Source organism: Neolewinella lacunae (assembly GCF_014349155.1).
Lineage (GTDB): Bacteria > Bacteroidota > Bacteroidia > Chitinophagales > Saprospiraceae > Neolewinella > Neolewinella lacunae.
Window position 1 is genome coordinate 86,306 of record NZ_JACSIT010000104.1, and the last position, 20,254, is coordinate 106,559.

Consider the following 20,254-nt stretch of genomic DNA (forward strand, 5'->3'; position numbering starts at 1 on the left):
CAATGCGCTTGCTTTTACTGTTGCTCTCTTTGCTTTCGCTGCCCGCTTTCGGCCAGACCCTGGAACTCGACGCGGATTTTACCGCCGAGCGCCTGGTCAAAGAAGTTTTCGCCTCGGGCCAGTGCGAAACGATCTTTAACATTCGCCAGATCGGGGCGAACCGGGCGGGGATTGGCTCCTTCAGCGGGCCGGAAGACATTGTCGGTTTTGGCCGCGGCATCGTCCTTTCCACGGGCCGCATCGTCGATGCGGCCGGACCGAATACGGACACGAACGTGGGCAGCGAGCTGGAGGGCCGCACCGACGACCCCGACCTGAGCCTGGCCTCCACGGGCCTGATCTACGACCGCAGCGGCATTGAATTTGACTTCATCCCCCTGCAACCCACGGTCACCTTCCGCTACGTCTTCGCCTCGGAGGAGTACTGTGAGTTTGTCGGCGAGCAATTCAACGACATCTTCGGCTTTTTCATCAGCGGGCCGGGCATCAACGGCCCCTTCAGCCGGGGGGCCATCAACCTGGCCACCATCCCCGGCACGAACCAGGCGGTGAGCATCAACAACGTCAATTTCGCTACCAACCGCCAGTTTTACCTCGATAATGAGTTTCCTTCCGTCCGCCAAATTTCCGGCTGCGGAGGCGGTGCGGGCACGGGACCCCGCTTCCAAACGATTGAGTACGACGGGCAGACCGTCATCCTGACCGCAACAGTGGAACTCCAGACCTGCGCTACCTACCACATCCGCTTACTGGTGGGGGATGTGCAGGATTCGGACCTTGATTCAGCGGTTTTTCTGGAGGCGGGCAGCTTTGACCTGGGCGGCAGCGTCTCTCTGGAGGGCGAGGGCGATACCACCCAGGCCACGGTAATCTACGAAGGCTGTGCGCCGGTCAATTTCCGGGTGCAGCGCGGAGCCGACAGCAACCCGGCGCGGCCCCAAACCATTGCCTACCGCATTGGCAGCAACTCGGTGGCCACGGAGGGCGTCGATTTCAGTGCGGGTACGGGCACGGTGACCATCCCTGCGGGTGCCCAGTTTGCGGAGATTCCCATCGAGGCCTTCGCCGATGGCAACGTGGAGGGGCCGGAAAATGTCTGGCTCTACCTCGATATCCCCTGTGCCTGCTACACCGACTCCATTGAGTTGATCATCGACGAGACAGCACCGCTGGTGGTGGGCCTGGCGGAAGCTTACTACTGCCCTGACGAAATGGCCACGCTCAACCCCGAGGTCTCGGGCGGGGCACCCCCTTACAGTTTCGTCTGGAGTTTTGGCAGCACGGACCCTCTGCCGACGCTGACTCCGCCGCTTCCTCCCTCCATTGAGCTGACCGTATCGGACGCCTGCGGGCAGACCCAACGCCGGACGATTGCCACCTTCAGCAGTACGCCACCGGGGCTGAGCCTGCCGCCGCAAAACCTGACGGCCTGCCGGGGTGAAGACCAGTCCATTGCGCTGGACCTGACGGGCGTGGCCCCCATCACCGTCTATTACCGCCTCAACAACGGCTCGGTGGAGCAGCAGGTCTTTGACGGAACCGGCCGGCAGCAATGGCCCATCGACCGCGGCGGAAATTACCGCCTCTTCGCCCTGGAAGACCGCAGTTGCCGCGTTGAGTTGAACGAAACGGTGCGGGCTGATTTCTTCCGGCCCTCCATCAATCCCCGCCTCGTCAACCCTACCTGCTCGGGCGATGCGGATGGCTCCATTACCGTCACCCACCTGCCCACGGTGCCACCGTACACCTACACCTGGACGGGGGTGAACCCGACGGGCCTGAGCATCACCGGGCTTCCCGCCGGGGCTTACAGCCTGCGGGTAACCGATGCGCTGGGGTGCAGCGACGAGCGGAACCTGACCCTGCGCGACCCCGACGCCCTGCAACCCGTGGAGATCACCTGTAACGAGGTGCGCCGGCCACCGCTGACGCCCTCGGCCGAAGGCGGGAGGCCCCCCTACCAGTACAGCATCAACGGAGTGGACTACTGGGGCGCGGAAGGCTTTGTGAACCTGACGGTGGGGGAGTTTTACCGCCTGCGGATCCGCGATGCGGCGGGCTGTGAACTGCTGCAACCCGACTTCTTCTGGCCCGAGGCCACCGCTCGCCCGGCGCGGCTGCCCAGCTTCGTAACCCAGGAACTGGCGGGCAGCGTACTGGTGGAGCCCGACTACCGCGTGCCGCCAGACCAGATCGTCGCCTACCGCTGGTACCCACCTGAACTGTTCGATTGCCCGAGCTGCCCGAACCCTACCTTGCGCGCTCCCAGCAGCCAGACGATCAGCCTGGCCATCGATAACCGCTACGCTTGCACGGATAGCCTGGTCACTTTCGTCACCGTCGATGGCCGGGTGCCGGTATACGTACCCAACGCCTTTTCGCCCAACGGCGATGGCACCAACGACTACGTAGCGATCTACGCCAATACCCTGCAAGTGGAGCTGGTCCGCTCTTTTCGGGTGTTTACGCGCTGGGGGGAAGAAGTCTATTCTGCCACCGATTTCCTGCCCAACGACGGCCGGATGGGCTGGGATGGTTACCTGCGGGGCAAGCTGGCGGCGGCGGCGGCCTACGTCTGGGTCGCCGAGGTACAACTCACCACGGGAGAGCTTCAACGAGAAACCGGGACGGTAGTGTTGATGGTGGGAAGGAGTGAATGAGAGAATGCGTGAATGGCTGCGACTTAGAACGTCTGGACCTCAGGAGCGCCCGGAAAGGGTATAGAGGAAAGCCGCGCTGGTAAACGATTTGTACCTTACCGGTCGGTGTTTCCTATTTTCGCGCCGGGCATGGAGAAATTACGTGAAATCGAATTTTACCTGGGGACTTACCCCATCACGCTGTACCAGGTGGTGCTGATCGTGCTCGTTTTGGCGAGCATTGCACTGGCGGCCCGACTGGTGCTGGGGACGCTGCTGCCCAAATACTACGGCCGGGAGAACATTTCGGCCCGCAACCAGAGCCGCACCAAGCGGGTAATCCGCCTGGTGTTCATCAGTCTGCTACTGGTGGCGATCCTGCGGATTTTGGACATTGACTACACCTTCTTTGCGGGCAGTATCCAGGATGCCCCCACGGACGATGGGGCTCCCGTTTGGCTGACCATCCGCATCAGTACCATTGTCAAAATCCTGGTGGCTTTCATCGTTGCCAACGTGCTGGATCTGGTGGCCGAAGAAGTGCTGGTGCAGCGCTTTTACACCAGGTCCTTGGGGAAACAGGCACCGGGCGCAGAGCAGAAGGAACTCACGAACCGTTTCAACATCTTGCGGCCCCTGATGTATACGGCGGCCCTGAGTTTTATTGCCAACGATACAGGCTTATCCCGCTACTACTTGTACCTGGTGAAGAATGGGGAGGAGCTTACGTGGTCTTTGACCGTAGGGAGGGTACTGCTGATCGGCATCTTATTTTTCTTGTTGAAATTCCTGTTGCGGGTGACGACTACCTTCGTCTTGAGCAGTTACTACCGGCGCAGCAACATTGATACGGGCAGCCAGTTTGCCATTGACCGCCTGCTGACTTACTTCGTTTACGTCATCGGCACGCTCATCGTCATTCAGGCGGCGGGATTCAACCTTTTGGTGGTGTGGACGGGGGCGGCGGCCCTGTTGGTGGGCATCGGCATCGGGCTGCAGCAGACTTTTAACGACCTCATCTGCGGCATCATCATCCTCTTCGAGCGCTCCGTCAAGGTGGGCGACGTGGTCGAACTCAGCGGCCATCAGGTGGGGGCGGTACGCAAAATCGGCGCCCGCACCAGCATCGTGGAAACACGCGACGACATCATCATCTTCGTCCCCAACTCTAAACTCATCGGAGAAAACGTGACCAACTGGAGCCAGGTCGAACGCAAAGCCCGCTTTCGGGTTGGGGTTGGGGTGGCCTACGGCTCTGACCTCGAGGTGGTGAAAGAAATCCTCCTGGCCGTAGCCAACGAACACAGCAGCGTGCTCAAAATGCCAAGTCCCTTCGTGCGGTTTGCCGATTTTGGCAGCTCTTCGCTGGACTTTGAGATCATTTTCTGGTCCCGCGATTTCCTGAGGATTGAAGTCGTTAAAAGCGACCTTCGTTTTGCCATTGACAAAGCCTTCCGGGAGAAAGGGGTGGAAATTCCTTTCCCGCAACAGGATGTCTGGATCCGGGGAAACCAAACTTCTCCCGACCTTTAGCCCTGCGCCGCCGTTTTTTTGCCGTTAATTACCAAATGCGCACAGACCAAATTACAGTATGACCCTTTACGATCAAATCCAGGAGTGCCTCGCCTTTATCCGCCAGCGCTCCACTACCCAACCCAGACTGGGCATTATTCTGGGCACCGGCCTGAGCTCGCTGGCCGATGACATCGTCGTAGAGCGCGAATTCGTCTATGGGCTGCTGCCTTATTTTGCGGCAGCTACGGTAGAGTCGCACCGCGGCAAGCTCATTCTGGGCACTTTGCACGGCGTTCCCGTGGTGGCGATGGCCGGCCGGCTGCACTACTACGAAGGCTACAGCATGCAACAGCTTACCTTCCCGGTGCGCGTACTGGCTGCCCTGGGCATTGAGCAATTGATCATCTCTAACGCCTCGGGAAGCGTCAATAGCGGAATGGATGCGGGCGACATCATTTTTGTCCGCGACCACATCAACCTCCAGCCGGAGAACCCCCTGCGCGGCCACAACGACGAGCGCCTCGGCCCCCGCTTCCCCGATATGCTCAGCGCCTACGACCGCCGGCTCAACGCCTGGGCCATCGAACAACTCGCCCGGCACGGCCTGAAGGGCCACGAGGGCGTCTACCTGGCCCTGCCCGGCCCCAACCTGGAAACCCCCGCCGAGTACCGCATGGCCAACCTCCTGGGGGCCGACTGCATCGGCATGAGCACCGTACCCGAAGTACTGGTAGCCCGGCACGCCGGATTGCCCGTCTTCGTCATCTCCGTCGTCTCCAACAAGTGCTTTCCCATCACCGAGATCCAGCCGACTACCGTCGACGACGTCATCGAGACCGTCCAGGCGGTGGAACCCAAACTCCGGACCTTCATGCGGGATTTGCTGGAGCACCTCGCTGGGGCAAAATAAGTTGGTTCAACTGTAGTCCCGGCTTTACTCCGACCGTAGCCTGCCCGACGCACCGGCAAAACACCTTGGCCGGGGATAAACCAAGAAGTGCCTTCCAACCGTTCCCCCAAGGTGATGCGAATCAAGGCGTGGATGTGGTGGTCGGCAGTGCTGCACTTGCTGGCCGGTGGGTGGGCCTTTGCCCAGCAGTCCCCTCTTTCTACGCTCCGGGATACTACGGTGGCCGTCTCCCCCGCCGGCCAACTGCTCGATACCCTCACGGTGGTGCCGGGCAGCGTGCGGGTACTTCGCCATCCCGATCTTCAAGCCATGCCAACGGGTTCCTATACGGTGGCCGGCCGCTTCCTGGCCTGGCAGACGGTGGATTTGCCGGACTCCGTGCGGGTGCAGTACCGGATTTTGCCTTTCGCGCTCGATGCCCGGGTGCGGTTGCTGGACTCGGCAGCGCTCGAAAACCGGGGTGGGGGGCTCATCATTGGCGGCTACGATGAGTACGTCCGTTCCGGCCTCCTGGGCAACGACGGCAAGGTGCGCACCAGCGGCAGTTTCAGCCGCGCCATCAGTTTTGGCAACCGGCAGGACCTCGTTCTCAACTCCGCTTTCAACTTGCAAATGGACGGCGAGCTGGGCAACGGCATTCTGGTTTCGGCGGCCATTACGGACGAGAGTTTGCCGATTCAGCCCGAGGGGACAACGCAGCAACTGCGGGAATTTGACCGCATTTTCATCCAATTGCGCAAAAACCGGTCCAGCCTCACCGCTGGCGATTACGAATTGCGCAATCCGGATGGTTATTTCTTGCGCTACTTCAAAAAGCTGGAGGGGGCTACGTTTACTACGGTTTCGGGCGCGGGCGCAGGTGCTCCCCCCCGGCCCCCCGAAGGGGGGAGTAAAGACGCCCCCCCAACCCCCGACGGGGGAGAGCAGGGGGAGGGCGCGGGCGGTACGCTTACTACGTCGGCCAGCATCGCCATCGCCCGCGGGCAATTCACCCGCCAGCAAATTCAACCCATTGAAGGCAACCAAGGCCCCTACCAACTCACGGGCGAAGGCGGTCAGCGCTTCCTCATCGTCCTGGCCGGAACGGAAAGGATTTTTCTCGACGGCCAGCTCCTCACCCGGGGACTGGATGGCGACTACATCATCGACTACAACCTGGCCGAACTGACCTTCACCACCCGTCGCCTCATTACCCGCGATTCCCGGATTACGGCCGAGTATGAATACGCCGACCAGCGCTACGTTCGCACCCTCGCCACGGCCAGCACCCACTACGCCGGGGAGCGCTTTAGTGCCTACCTCAATGCTTATACCCAGCAAGACAGCCGTACGGCGACCGGCGATCTGGAGCTCAACGCCAGCCAGCGGCAGCAGCTCAGCTTGGCCGGAGACCGCCCGGGGGGCATCCCTATCCTCAGCCTCGATACCCTCGATACCCGTTCGGAGTTGCGGGCCACGTACGCTTTGGTGGATACCACCCTCTGCAACGGCAGTGCGCTCATCGATACCGTTTACCTGCGGGCCGATCCGGAGGGGCGTTACGTGGCCACCTTTACCGACCGCGGCCCCAACGGCGGCGAGTATGCCCTGGATCCCAGTCGGCCAGCCAACGAAAGGGTCTTTCGTTACGTGGGCCGCGACGTCCAATCCTGCCAACCCCTGGGTAATTTTGCTCCCCTCATCGACTTGGTCGCTCCCCGGCAACAGCAACTCATTGCCCTGGGCGGTGCTTACCGCATCGGTCCGGCGGGCAGCGTACGGGTGGAAGGCTCCCGCAGTAAACTCGATCAGAACCGCTTCAGCCGGGCCGACGCCGAAGACGACAATGGCCACGCCTTGCGCTTTGACGCAGAGCAGCCCTTTAAAATCGGCCCCGACAGCAGCGGTTGGCAACTCGCTACCCGCGGCCATTTTGAATACGTTGAATCCACGTACAACGCCATCAATCCTTACCGCTCCCCGGAATTTTTCCGGAACTGGAACCTCAGCAACCGCCTGGGGACGGCGCTGCCCAGTCCCGAAACCGAACGCATCCTCGGCGCGGGCCTGGGCCTGGTAAAGCTGGGCGTTGGCCGGTTGGAATACGACTTCGAACGGTTCACCCGCGGCAGTGCCTACACGGGCACGCGCCACGCGGGTGGCGTGCGCCTGCAAAGCCAGGGGTGGCTGCTGGAAGGCAGCATCAACTTGCTGGACAGCGAAGACCCGCTGGCCCGGGGGAAGTTCCAGCGCCCCAGCCTGGTCCTCAACAAAAGCTTTGCGTCCCTGGGGGGCTGGACGATAAAATCCGCTTACCAGGGTGAGCGGTCGGAGCGACGGCAGCGGAGCGACGGCAGCTTGCAGGCCACGTCCTTCGGCTTCGACCGCTACGCCATCGGCCTGGAAACTCCCGTAAAAGACGCCTACCGCCTGGCCCTCAACGCCAATCGCCGCACGGACTACCTCCCCCGGGGGCAGTCCCTGGTCACCAGCACCGAAGCCACCGAGTTGGGTGCGGAGGGCAACTTCGCGGCCAGCGAAAACCTCCAGCTGGGGGGCAACTTCACCTACCGCGACCTCCGCATTGCCGACGTGGACCTGGCCGGCGATGTGCCGGGCCGCACCTTCCTCGGCCGCCTTGATCTCCGGGCCAATGCCCTGAGCCGCAGCCTGCGCACCCAAACGACCTACCAGGTAGGCAGCGGGCAGGAACCCCGGGTGGATTTCCAGTACCTCTACGTTGGCCCCGGCCTGGGCCAGTACATCTGGCAAGACACCCTGTACAATAACGACGGCAAAATCCAGCCCAATGAAATGGAGATCGCGCCTTTTCAGGACATTGCCGACTACGTACGGGTTTCCGTTTTCAGCAATGATTTTATCCGCACGGACAACGTCTCCCTGAACCAGAAAATCACCTGGGACCCCACCCGCATCTGGCGGGAGGCGGAGGGCGTGCGGAAAGCCCTGCGGCGCTTCAGCCTCAATACCAGCTTGCTGATTGACCGCAAAACGAGGGAGGCGGAAAACATCCAGGCCTGGAATCCGCTGCAACTGGCCGTCCCTGACAGCAGCCTCGTGGCGCTGAACCTGAGCCGCCGGCACGGCCTCTTCTTCAACCGGGCCAACCCCCGGTACGATGTCCAACTCTCCAACAACGACCGCCGCAACCGCCGCGTCCTGACCACTGGCTACGAATCCAGCCGGCAGGAAGACTGGACGCTGCTCTTTCGCTTCCGCCCCAACGACGAGTTGAGCCTGGAAGCCGCTGGCGTGAGTGGCCGGCGGGAGGCCGACTCCGAATTTTTCGACAACAAAGACTTCCACATCCGGCAGCGCAGCATTGAGCCCAGCATCAGCTGGCAGCCCGGCGAACTGCGGCTGGTGACCAAAGCCATCATTGGCCGCGAAACCAACGTCTTGCCCGAAGGAATGGGGGAACGCAGTGACCGCCTGGAGGGGCAGCTGGAAGGAAACTTCAAAAACTGGCTCACCGCCCGCTTCCGCTGGGTAGACATTGCCTTTACGGGGGACGCCCGCAGCCCCGTTGGCTTCGCCCTCCTGCAAGGCCTTCAGCCGGGTCGCAACCTACTCTGGAACCTCGGCGCCACCCGGCAGCTGGGGCAGTACCTCCAGCTGACCATCACCTACGATGGCCGGCAGACGGGGGAGGCGCGCACAGTGCACGTGGGGCGGGCGCAGGTGCAGGCGTTTTTTTAGGTTATTTCCGGGGCTGGGGCGGGTTGGCGCTGGCCCTTCCCTGGCTCCTCAGGCTCGTGCCCGGCACCTGCGGCCGCGCCCGAATGAGACCTTAATCATCCGGCATTACCTCAGGGAGTTGTTATTTTGCCGCTGCTTACGGATCCAGTAATGCCCATAATGTAGAAAAAATAAGGTATGCTTCGGTGGTTATTGATCGTTTGTTTGGGGATTTGCCTGCCGGGCATACTTGGCGCACAGTTGATGGTGAAGGGGAAAGTCACGGACGAAACGGGAGAAGCCCTCGTGGGCGTGGCCATCCGCGTAGGGGACAGTGGAAGCGGTACGTTGAGCGATTTGGACGGCAACTTTGAGTTGAACGTCAAAGACGAGCGGGTCACGCTCTTCCTCAGTTACACGGGCATGCGCAGTTTAACGTACCCGCTGGACCGGGCCACCATCACCACTACGGCAGGCGGACTGCGGCAGGCGACCTTGTCCCTGGTTTTGCAATCCGACGTTGCCCAGCTCAAGCAGGTGGTGGTTACGGCTTACCGGGGTGCCCAGGAACGCAAAGACCTGGTGGGCAGTTACGAAGCAGTGCAGCTGGCGGAACTGGCCCCCGATCGCCCGGAAGAAAGCATTGATAAGCTGCTGGAGGGCCGGATTGCCGGCGTTCAGGTAAACCTCACCACCGGCGAGCCGGGGCTGCCCGTGGAGGTGAAAATCCGGGGCCAGAGTTCTTTGCCCCGAATCGGTTCGGGGGTTGCTGCCTCAACCCAGCCCTTGTTTGTGCTGGATGGCGTTCCGTTGTTCGACGTGACCGAAACGAACAGCACAGGGAGTGTTTTTTCGGACGTCAACAGCCAACGCATCAATCCCCTGACTTTCCTCAATCCGGAAGACATTGAAAGCATTACGGTGTTGAAGGATGCGTCGGCAACCGCGCTTTACGGGGCGGATGCGGCTAATGGGGTGGTCTTGATTACCACTAAGTCGGTGAAAAACCAAGACCGGCTTTCTTTTCAGGTGTCTTACAACCAAGGCTACGCTAAGCCCATCGACGAAATCAAATTCCTCAATACCGAAGAGTACGTAGAGCTGGCGCGGGAGACCCTGTTCAACAGCAACCGCAACCCCGCCGAGGCCGGCACGACGGAGGTATTTACCGATTGGCGGGCCCTGGTGCAACGCACGTCCACCAACCGCGATCTTGACATGGTGCTGTCCGGGGGCTCTGCGAAGGGGGCGGGTTACCGGATTTCAGCGGGCTACAGTGAACTTCAGGGGGCCCACCTGCGCAATGGCCTGGAGCAGTTGAACCTCAGTGTATCGCTTTCGGTGCCCCTCCACGAAAAGCTGGAGCTCGGCCTCCGGGTAAATGGGAGCACCCAAAAACGCGAAGGCATTTCTACCTACAATGCCTTTTCTTACCCCCCGAACTTGCCCGTGCGCCTGGCGGATGGCAGCTTTAACAATGACGCTTTTTTTGCCCGCCGCCCCAATCCGGTGGCGGCACTGGAGCAAAACGAGGACGAAACGAACAGCAAAAACCTCAACAGCCAGATCAATCTTTCTTATGCACCCGGCACTACCCTGCAGTTGCGGTGGCTGGCGGGCATTGATTACATCAGTACCGACCAGTTCCAGTACTTTTCCGCACTGAACGGATCGGGCGCGGCCCAGGGTGGTTCCCTGCGCCTGGCGCAGAATGACAACGGGCAATGGGTCAGTAATGTCCAGGCCAGTTGGTCGCCCCAACTGGGAGATGCGCACCACATCTCCTTACTGGGCGGGGGCGAACTCAACAGTCAAACGCAGCAGCGGCTCGTGGCAACGGGCAATAGTTTTCCCTTCGATGACCTGCGCCAACTTCGGTTTTTGCCCGCTGACCGGACCCGGGTGTCGGAATCGCTTTTTGAGCGGCGGAAGGCCTCTCTCTACGGCGAATTAGCCTACAACTACCGCTACCGCTATTACCTCAAGCTCAATGGCCGGCGGGACGCCAGCTCCATTTTTGGCGGCGACCAACAAGCGCAAACCCTCTGGGCCTTAGGAAGCAGTTGGAACATCAGCGAAGAAAAGTGGTGGGGCAGTCAGCCCCTGGGCATCAGTTTTGCCAAATTGCGTCTCTCCTACGGGATTACTGGCAATAGCCGCATTGGGGTCTATACCGCCCGGGGCTTGTACCGCTTTACGAATGACGTTTACGTGGACCAGGTACCGCTGGTGGCTTCGGCTCCCATCAACGATTTTCTCGGTTGGGAACGCAAGCAGCAAGCCAACCTTGCTCTTGACCTGGGTTTTGGCACCGACAACCCTTTTCGCCTCACCCTGGAAGTGTACCGCAACACCACCGTGGACGCCATCACCTCCGCCGCCGTGCCGCTGGAGAGTGGCTTCACCTCCGTGATTGCCAACGCCGCCAGCCTCCGCAACCAGGGGGTGGAACTGACTTTTCACTACGACGGAGCGACGGACCGCAAGTGGGTGTACAACAGCAGCTTTAACGTGGCGCGCAACCGCAATGTCTTGCTCGACATCAATACCGAAGACCTTCCGGCTACCGTCGGCGACCCGAGAGCCTTCCGCATCGGCGAAGACGTCAATTCCTTTTACGGCATCATCTTCGCAGGGGTCGACCCGGCTACGGGAAAAGAACTTTTCCAACTGGCGGATGGCACCATAACCGACGAGATTGCGCCAACGCGCGAAATCGCCAACCTGGTGAAACTGGGTAGTGGTAGTCCCGACTTTTTCGGGGGCTGGTCCCATTCCCTGCGGCACGGGCGTTTTACGGCCGCTGCCCAGTTCAACTTCAGCTACGGAGGGCTCCTCTTTGTAAACGACCTGACCTTCCAGGACGGCCGCCAGATCCTTTTCAACAATCAAAGCGTCAATCAACTCGATCGCTGGCAGCAGCCGGGCGACGTAACGGATACCCCCCGGCCTAGTATCGACAAACCCTTGGTAAGTCGCAGCAGTCGGTACGTTTACCAGATCAATTATCTCCAGTTTGCGAGCCTCAGCCTTAACTATCGCCTGAAAACCGGTGCGCGTACGCCCTTGAACACCCAGCAGGTTAATCTCTTCGCTCTGGTGAATAACCTGGGCTATTGGTACGACGAACCCCGCAGGGAGAACCGCAATACCATCGCCGAATACCGTTTCAATTTCCCGCAGCAACGCGCGGTGGTGGTTGGCGTAAAGCTGGGTTGGTAGTGGCTGACCGGTTATCAATGGGAAGCACGAAATAAGTTCCCCATAAACAAGTTGCGTTCAAGAATAAATATGAAAACCACAAACTGCTTTTTCGCTGGCTTTTTGCTTTTCGGGGTGATCTTGCTGGTCAGCAGCGGTTGCAAGGACTTCCTAACGGTAGCCCCGGCCGATGAACTTTCCCGTGAAGAGACCTTTTCCACCCTGCGCGGGACAAATGCTGCGGTGGTGGGCATCTATTTACTGCTGGGGGATGGGAACTATTACCGCGATAAAATGCTGATGTACCCCGAAATGGCGGGTAATGCCCAACCCGCGCTGCGGCCGGGTGATAACCTACCGGGCACCGGCCCTACGGCAAATACTTATAACGAGGCTTACCAGTTCACCTACCAGCCGGAGTATCAGGACAATACTCTGGGCAGCTTTTACGATTACCTCTACCGCTGTTTGTACCAAATCAATGACGTGCTGGCCAACATTGACCAACTAACGGAAGGCAGTGAGGCGGAACGTAATAGCCTCAAGGGGGAAGCGCTGGCGATGCGGGCCATCGTGCATTTTGATTTAGTGCGGCTGTTTGCGCAGTCCCCACAATTTTCCTCCGGAGCGAATCACCCCGGGATCGTGATTGCGGATCGTCTGCCGCAGTTTACTGACCAGCAGGACCGGGCCAGCGTGGCGGAGGTGTATGCTTTTATCGAGCAAGACCTTGCCCAGGCGGCCAGCCTCATCGATGCGCGGTACAGCCAACGTTCGGAGGGCCCTTTCTGGCTTACCTCCACCGTAATAACGGCCTATCAGGCGCGGGTGGCGGCTTACCTGCAAGCCTGGGAAGCGGTAATTGCCTTTACCAACGCCCTTCTGGCTTCCCCCTCTCCAATCCAGGCGGCTCCGGCCCTGGCTCCGGCAGACCGCTACTTAGAGGAATGGCGTACCAACCAACTCAGTGAACGCATCTTTGCCCTGGACCTTAGCCGGGTCACCACCCCGTCGTCTTTGGGGCTGAGTGCTTTGATCGGGGCAGGCATTAGTGAGCCAGTCTTAAACATCAGCTCCGATCTGGTGGCGCTCTATCCTCCCGAGGACTTACGGCGAGAGCTACTGGTGATGACGGGCGGAGGTGGAACAGTGAGCGATAAATACCGGCTTGACCCCGGCAACACCCGACTGCCCGACCCGATCCTGCTGCGGACCAGTGAACTCTACTTATTGCGCGCCGAAGCTTACGCTGCCCTCGGGCGCACGGCCGAAGCCCAGGCCGATTATAACCTCATTCACCAAAGGGCCAACCCCGGGGCGATAAACATCGATCTGGAGAGCGAAGCGCTGCAGGAAGCTATCCGAACCGAAAGAAGGCGCGAGCTGGCCCTGGAAGGACATTATCTCTTCGACCTCAGTCGCTGGGGACAACCCGTTGACCGGGACGCCTGTTTAGAATTTGTCTTAACTTGTGACCTGGATTACCCCGACTACCGCTACGCCTTGCCCATTCCGCAGGCGGCAATCTTCAACAACCCAAATCTAGTGCAGAATGAAGGTTACTAGCCCCTACGCATTGCTCTTGTTGCTTGCTGGCCTGTTGCTTTGGGCGAGCGGCTGCCCGGAGCGGGAAGAGGAGCTGAACCTCCAGCCCCCCATCTTTGGTTTTGGGGAGACAGATGCTACCTTGAGCCTGGCGGGAGATACTTTGCTTTTGCCCATTTATTTTAGCCGGGCCCTGGCAGAAGACGTGGAGTTGTCTTTCGATCTGGGGGGGACCGCCCAAGTGGGCCAAGACTTTACCTTACTGGATGGCCCCGAACTTTTCGTAGCGGCGGGTACTGATCTCCCCGTATTGCGCCTGCTGGCAAACAACAATCCTGACCCCACTCGGCTGGATCGCTATATCGATTTGCGCCTGCTGCCTAACCCCTCCCTTCGTCTGAGTAATCGGGACAGTACGCGCATCATTTTCTCCCTGCCGCACACCGCCAATTTGAGCGTATTTGCCCCCAATGAGCCTTTTCCGCAGCTGTGGGGCTATACTTCCTTCGGGGCCGAGCCCGTGCCCCCGGGCCGGGGTCTGCAAGCCGGGGCCCACTTTTGCTTTGCCCACCCAAGCCGTACCCAAACCAACGTGATCGGGCTGTACAATACCGAGCCAGGCAACAGTACGAATGCGCTCAATATGCACCGCCTGTACGCGGACTACGAAGTGTCAACCGGCTCGGCCAATATCCGCATTCCGGAGTTCGTCCGCCTCACCCCCAGTTCCGTCGGCAGTACTACCGGTACGGCGGAAGTGATTCCCCAGCGGGTGACCATTACGCGCCGGGCCGCTTCGGGTTTACCCCCGTTCACGGTGGGCATTTCTGGTTCGGGCACGTACAACGAAAACACGGGCGTCATTAGCCTCGACATCTATTTCGACGAAACGGAAATAGGTGGTGAACCCAATAAACTTAGGCGTTATTCCCTTGAGGCAAATGAGCGCCAATAAACGCCTCAGCGCGCACCTTTCTTCTATTTAAATTCGCATCATATGAAACAACTCTTCACTCTATTCTCCCTCTTTCTGGCCAGCGCCAGCCTGTGGGCCCAGCCGGTGCTGGTGAAAGACATTAACCCCGGCACTGAAAACGCCAGCCCGACCCGCTTTTTCCCCTACGGAGACCGACTCCTCTTCCGCGCCAATGACGGCCAAACGGGGGTAGAACTCTGGATCACCGACGGTACAGAGGCGGGCACCAACCTGATCCAAGACATTAACCTCGGCGACACCGTCAGCCAGGGCAATGCCAACCCCGATAACTTCATCATCTACAACGACCGGGTCTACTTCAAAGCCCGCTCCGCCAGCTTCGGCGACGAGTTATTCGTTACCGATGGCGAATCGGCTGGCCTCATCAAAGATATCCAGGAGGGGAGTGGCAATGCTAACCCCTTCGATATGGTCCTGCTCAATGACCGCTTCTACTTTACGGCCAACGACGGGGTGAATTCCTCCGAACTCTGGAGCAGTGATGGCACGACCGAAGGCACCAACCTGGTGGTCGATATCCGGCCCGGCAACGCGGGCAACCCCATTAATAAAACCATTTTCGGCAACCAAATCGTCTTCACGGGCAACGACGGGGCCAACGGCAGTGAAGTTTGGATCACGGACGGAACGGCGGAGGGCACCAGAATGATTAAAGACATTCGGCCGGGTTCCGCCAATAGCCTGCCCAGCCAGTTCTTTGTTTTCAACGACGAGGTCTACTTCCGCGCCAATGACGGCAGCAACGGTACGGAACTGTGGAAGAGCGACGGCACCGAAGAAGGAACTGTGCTCGTAAAAGACATTCGCCCGGGAAGCGGGAACAGCTCGCCTGGCGACTTCTTCGTCGCAGGCGGTAAACTCTGCTTCGTCGCAGACGATGGCGTAGCGGGCAGCGAAATCTGGACCACCGACGGCACCGAAGCGGGCACCACCCTGCTCACCGATCTAAACCCCAACGGAAGCAGCGACCCCAGCGACTTCCTCGTGCTCTTAGACGGCCAGTTCGTCCTTTTTGCTGCGGACAATGGTGCTTCAGGCAAAGAACTCTTCAGCCTGTTAATCGATGGGGAGGACTTCGACGTTGAGCTCTCCGCCGATTTGGAGCCCGGCGCTGGAAGCAGCAATCCCCGCGATTTCGTCTTTACCGGAGCCGCCGTCTACTTCAGCGCCGAAACTACCGAAGCCGGGCGGGAGCTGTACGAGTTTGAGGTGATTGGAGAATCTCCCGAGCGGGTCTCCGATATTTTCCCAGGGGAGGGATCTTCCAACATCAATAGCCTTACGCGAGTGGGCCGCGACCTCTACTTCGCAGCCACCGACACGGTAGTGGGCACGGAGTTGTACACTTTCCCGGCTAAAACAGCCGAAATGGTCTTCAGGCTCGAGGGCAACACCATACAGCCTGGTGATACGATTGACCTGGGAACGGTCCTGGTCGGGGTGGACGAATTGATCGACACTATCCTCGTGCTTAGCAACGTTGGCACGGGAGCAGCCTTAGTCTTTGACGATAACGTAGGCGAACTTTCTTCCCCCTTTGCAGGAAATTTCATCGGCCTGATTTTTGGCATTATTCCGGCGGATGACAACGCTGCGCTGGTGCTCGACTTTGCGCCAACGACCGCAGGGAGTTTCCTGGATTCTTTCTATCTGGATATTCCCGTACTGGAGGGCGAATTCCGCAGTGTATTTTACGTGAAAGGGGTGGGAGAGTTGCCCGTCCCCGACGCTACCTTCAGCATTGCCGGAAATGCCGTGGTGAGCGGTACTATGCTGGATTTCGGAGAGCTTTCCCTCCGTCAAGACAGCACAGTAGACGTCACGATCACCAACAATGGGCAAATTGCGTTAGCGCTGGATACGATCACCTTATCGGCCACCGACCATTTCAGCCTCGGGGTGAGTGAGCAGCCAGCGGCAATTGCTGTTGGCGAATCCTTCACCTTTACGGTCACCTACGCACCCGCCGAGGTGGGTGCGCATACCGGTACGGTGACAATTGTCAATGCCGCCAGCGAAGCGCCTGGTTTCATCATCAACCTCGCCGGTGCGGCAACGCCGAGCAGCATCAACGAATTTGGTATTCAAGCCAGCCGGGCCTTTCCCAACCCCGCCGACCAATTCTTTTGGGTGGAACTGGCCGAGTCTTTGCCCCGGGCCAGCTACCGCCTTCTGGATATCCAGGGTCGGGTGGTGCAGCAAGGGCAGTGGCCCGCGGGGGCTGACCGCCACCGCTTCGACTTGAGTGGGGTAGTCCGTGGCCAATATTACCTGGAGGTGCTCGCAGGAGAAAAACGCCTGGTAGTGGAGCTGGTCAAACGTTAATTTAGCTTACTGGGTAGGGCCGCCGTTTCTTGGGGTGGCCCTACCCACTTTATTCATTCTGGTATGTCAACCCCTCAAGTTTCCTGTTTTTCGCTGCGGTACGGGCTGCTTGCCCTGGCATCCATCGTGGTGCTTGTTCTGACGCAAGGGACCTGTGCGTCCCCGCAGCGCCAAGCAGCGACGCCGGCCGGGGCAAGCGATTTAGGCAGTGCCTACGGCGGCCCCATCAGCACCTGGCCTGCGGCGGAGCTGGATAGCGGGGCAGTTTTCGTAGAGCTGGGGCCACTGCCTAAGTACGCTGGCCCGGCCTACACCGCAGAGCAAATAGCGTTGGGCAAAGACCTGTTCTTCGACCCCAGGCTCTCCGCTAGCAACCAGATCAGTTGCGCCTCCTGCCATACGCCAGAACTGGGGTGGGGCGACGGCCTCATCCAAAGCATCGGCCACGACCGGCAACGGGGCAAACGCAACGCCCCCAGCCTGCTTAACGTCGCCGACTGGCAACACTTCTTCTGGGACGGCCGTGCGACTTCCCTCGAAGCCCAGGTTTTCTTCCCCATCCAGGCCCACGATGAGATGAACCAAAGCCTGGAAGACCTACCCGATAAATTGGCCGCCATCCCCGGCTACCCAGAAAAATTTAAGGCCGCTTTCCAACAAGACAGCATCCAGCTGGGCGCCATCGCCCAGGCCATCGCCGCCTTCGAAACCACGATCCGTAGCCGCGAAAGCCGCTTCGATCGTTTCGTCAAAGGCCACTACGATGCCCTGACCGAACAAGAAATTCGCGGGCTGGACCTTTTTCGCACCAAAGCCCGCTGCATCAATTGCCACAACGGCCCGCTTTTCTCCGACCAGCAGTTTCACAACAGCGGGCAACACCTCATCGGAAGATCGCAGGAGGACCTGGGGCGCTTCCTCATCACCCAGGATAGTGCCGACATCGGAAAGTTCCGTACCCCCAGCCTGCGCGACATTGCCTTTACCGGCCCCTATTTGCACCACGGTAACGTCCTCGAACTCCGTGAAGTACTCACCATGTACAATAGCGGAATGCCCCAGATCATCCCGAAAAGCCTCCTCGATAAGCAAGTTTTTGTGCCCACCCACGATCCGCTCTTTCAACCCCTGGGCCTTGATGATGGAGAAATAGATGATCTGTTGGCCTTTTTGCAAGCCATTTCTACCCGCCCCCGCCCCATTCGTACGCCGGGGTAGTTTAACTATAGATGCTTTTGCGCGGCCGCAGGTGCAAAGAGAGGTCGTTGAAGAGCAAAGTGGGTTTTGGCCGATCTCTGCTCCTCAAGCCATCCCTTGCACCTGCGTCCGCGCCATACGAAAACGCGGCTGGTGATACCAATTCATGCTGCCACAACCTTGGGCCCATAGTCGGCTAACGGCGCCGAAAATCATCCCTGCCAAGCCGGTATCCAACGCCAATAAAAAAGTGGGCACCGGTACCTTCCTTGTTGCCATAATAGCGGTAGCGCAGGCCTCCCGTAAAATTGACGGCCGAATAGCGGGCGGTAACGTGCTCGTCGATGATCCCCGGATTTGGCGAGAAACGGCTGAAGCGCCAGGCGAAATTGAAGTGCACCCCAGTGTGAAGGCCCCGGTACTGCACCCAACCCTCTTCCAGATCCGGATCAATGCGGTTCGCGGCGTTGAGCGCGCCGTAGGCCAGTTCTCCACGCACGGAAAGCAAGCCCCGGTCGGTCATCTTCAGGTCGTGATTGACGAGACCACCGACCCAGACGCCAGACGCTGCATCCAAGCGTCCCGGAATCGGATCATCGGGGAAAGAACGCTGCTTGCCGTTGAATTCAACTCCCATGGCAAGGGCTGCACCCCAGTGTGGGTTCCAATTTCCACCAATGTACACATCAAAACCGACACCGCTTTTCAGGTAGCTTCCCGGGGTGCCCAAATGGTTGAGGAAATTGAGGTTAAAATCCAGAAAAACGGCATTGTAATCCTTCACGTACTTTTCCGCAAGTTCTTCCCGGCTGATCGGGACAAAGTAATTAAAGAAGAGAATAGAATCCCTACTGGCCACCCGCTGGTAGGCGGGAAATGAGAAGCGGATGGAGTAAATACTTTCTACAAAAACGCCTCCCTGTCGGGCCGGGGTGAAATAGGGCAAACTACCGGTAGCGATGGAGAAACTGTCCTGCACGGATTGGTCAGGAAGGCCGCGGGAGGCCTGCAAAAAGGGTTCGCCCACTTTGTCGATCAGGTAAACCAGTTCAACTTCCTGCCCCGCGAGCGCCTTCCACTGCTCATCCGTCCATTTAATACTGTAGTAATGCAAGGCCATGCGGGTTACGCTGAACGGTGGCTCGGCCGGTACGTAGGTGGTGTCTTGGGCGTGGACGGTGAGGAAGCTGCAAAAAAAGACCAAAAATGCGATTAATTTCTTCATGGGGATGACTGGCAAAGAATGGTAGAGATAGCAAAAATAAGCTTAGTCCAGCCGCTTTGGCGTAGATTGTATGTACCTTTAACAAGGTATTCGTTCAAGGCTGATCTCTTCCACAATTCCCGTTTAGACAAGCGTTTGGCCTTCCGCTTGGAAACCCTGTTTCGCCAGGCTTTTTAGCAAGGATGGGTAGAAGAGAAATCCAGGATGAAAGCGCAAACCCGCTAAACGATCGTACCCTTCATCGCCCACATAAAGCGGCTGGCGTAGCTCCGGTACGGCCGCCAAGGTTCCGTGACGCGCAGGATTTCTTCGTTGAGTTTCTTGCCCTTCAGGGTGTCCGTATCGATGCCGAAGAGGGTGACGATGTTGCGCTTGACGACCAGGTCGTCGAGCGGGAGCAAGTCCGGACGTTTGAGGACGAACATAAGCACCATTTCTACCGTCCACTGCCCGACGCCCTTGATGGCGGTCAGTAGGGTGATGATTTCCTCGTCCGTCCACTGCGCCCAGTCGGCGTTGATGAGGCGATGGTCGAGCCAGTACTGCGCCACGTTTTTGAGGTACTTGATTTTGGACCAACTCATGCCCGCGGCCCGGATGGCGGCTTCGTCCATTTCCAGGAGCTGCTCGGGGTGAGGGTAGCCGTCGGGGAAGAGCCCGAGGAAACGCCCGAAGATGGTACTGGCTGCTTTGCCACTCAACTGCTGGAAAGCGATGGAGCGCTGGAGACCGAGGTAGACGTCGCCGCCGTGGTCGGGTCGTTCGGGGATGACGAGCTGGGCGACGATGGGGGCGATGTTGGGTTCTTTGGCCAGGTGGGCGCGGATGCTGGGGTCTATCATGGGGCAGATTTTGGCAGGTGGGCCGAACGACTTTCCGTAGGGCAGCATAATGATAGGATGTTTTCCGCGTTCGCAACAAGGGGAAAGCGTTATCGATGCCCCCGAAACAGTAGCCTTGAGGGGAGTTGCACCGCTAAAATACCCACCCATCTCCCCCAATCTGCCTACCTTCGCCGAATG

11 protein-coding genes are annotated in these 20,254 nt (G+C 59.2%); 9 read left to right on the plus strand and 2 right to left on the minus strand.

The window, feature by feature from the left end; all coding sequences use genetic code 11:
- Positions 1–2 precede the first annotated feature (2 nt).
- The 9 genes from H9S92_RS11570 (at position 3) to H9S92_RS11610 (ending at position 18,028) form a co-directional block, all read left to right on the plus strand.
- The gene (locus H9S92_RS11570) at positions 3–2,660 is read left to right on the plus strand and encodes a choice-of-anchor L domain-containing protein (protein WP_187466878.1); all 2,658 of its coding nucleotides are present in this window, start codon (positions 3–5) and stop codon (positions 2,658–2,660) included.
- Between the two features lie 129 nt (positions 2,661–2,789).
- Positions 2,790–4,172, plus strand: a complete 1,383-nt coding sequence (locus H9S92_RS11575) for a mechanosensitive ion channel family protein (protein ID WP_187466879.1) — start codon at positions 2,790–2,792, stop codon at positions 4,170–4,172.
- A 58-nt stretch (positions 4,173–4,230) separates the two neighbouring features.
- Positions 4,231–5,064: a purine-nucleoside phosphorylase gene (locus H9S92_RS11580; RefSeq protein ID WP_187466880.1), complete on the plus strand. Its 834-nt coding sequence runs from the start codon at positions 4,231–4,233 to the stop codon at positions 5,062–5,064.
- A 111-nt stretch (positions 5,065–5,175) separates the two neighbouring features.
- Positions 5,176–8,763 (plus strand): hypothetical protein, encoded by a 3,588-nt coding sequence (locus H9S92_RS11585; RefSeq protein WP_187466881.1) that lies wholly within the window; start codon positions 5,176–5,178, stop codon positions 8,761–8,763.
- Between the two features lie 177 nt (positions 8,764–8,940).
- On the plus strand, positions 8,941–11,964 hold the full coding sequence (locus H9S92_RS11590) for a SusC/RagA family TonB-linked outer membrane protein (protein WP_187466882.1): 3,024 nt from the start codon (positions 8,941–8,943) through the stop codon (positions 11,962–11,964).
- Between the two features lie 69 nt (positions 11,965–12,033).
- Positions 12,034–13,509, plus strand: coding sequence for a RagB/SusD family nutrient uptake outer membrane protein (locus H9S92_RS11595; protein WP_187466883.1), 1,476 nt, complete (start codon positions 12,034–12,036; stop codon positions 13,507–13,509).
- Positions 13,496–14,443, plus strand: coding sequence for a hypothetical protein (locus H9S92_RS11600; protein WP_187466884.1), 948 nt, complete (start codon positions 13,496–13,498; stop codon positions 14,441–14,443). Before H9S92_RS11595 ends, H9S92_RS11600 begins: the two co-directional genes overlap by 14 nt.
- A gap of 42 nt (positions 14,444–14,485) precedes the next feature.
- On the plus strand, positions 14,486–16,810 hold the full coding sequence (locus tag H9S92_RS11605) for an ELWxxDGT repeat protein (protein ID WP_187466885.1): 2,325 nt from the start codon (positions 14,486–14,488) through the stop codon (positions 16,808–16,810).
- Between the two features lie 63 nt (positions 16,811–16,873).
- Complete coding sequence (locus H9S92_RS11610; RefSeq protein ID WP_187466886.1) at positions 16,874–18,028, plus strand: cytochrome c peroxidase; 1,155 nt, start codon at positions 16,874–16,876, stop codon at positions 18,026–18,028.
- A 175-nt stretch (positions 18,029–18,203) separates the two neighbouring features.
- Here the strand turns inward: H9S92_RS11610 and H9S92_RS11615 are convergent, their stop codons facing one another.
- Positions 18,204–19,232 carry a hypothetical protein gene (locus tag H9S92_RS11615; RefSeq protein ID WP_187466887.1) on the minus strand — a complete coding sequence of 343 codons (1,029 nt, stop codon included), beginning with the start codon at positions 19,230–19,232 and terminating at the stop codon, positions 18,204–18,206.
- A 221-nt stretch (positions 19,233–19,453) separates the two neighbouring features.
- Positions 19,454–20,122 carry a DNA-3-methyladenine glycosylase family protein gene (locus H9S92_RS11620; protein WP_187466888.1) on the minus strand — a complete coding sequence of 223 codons (669 nt, stop codon included), beginning with the start codon at positions 20,120–20,122 and terminating at the stop codon, positions 19,454–19,456.
- Between the last annotated feature and the right edge of the window lie 132 nt (positions 20,123–20,254).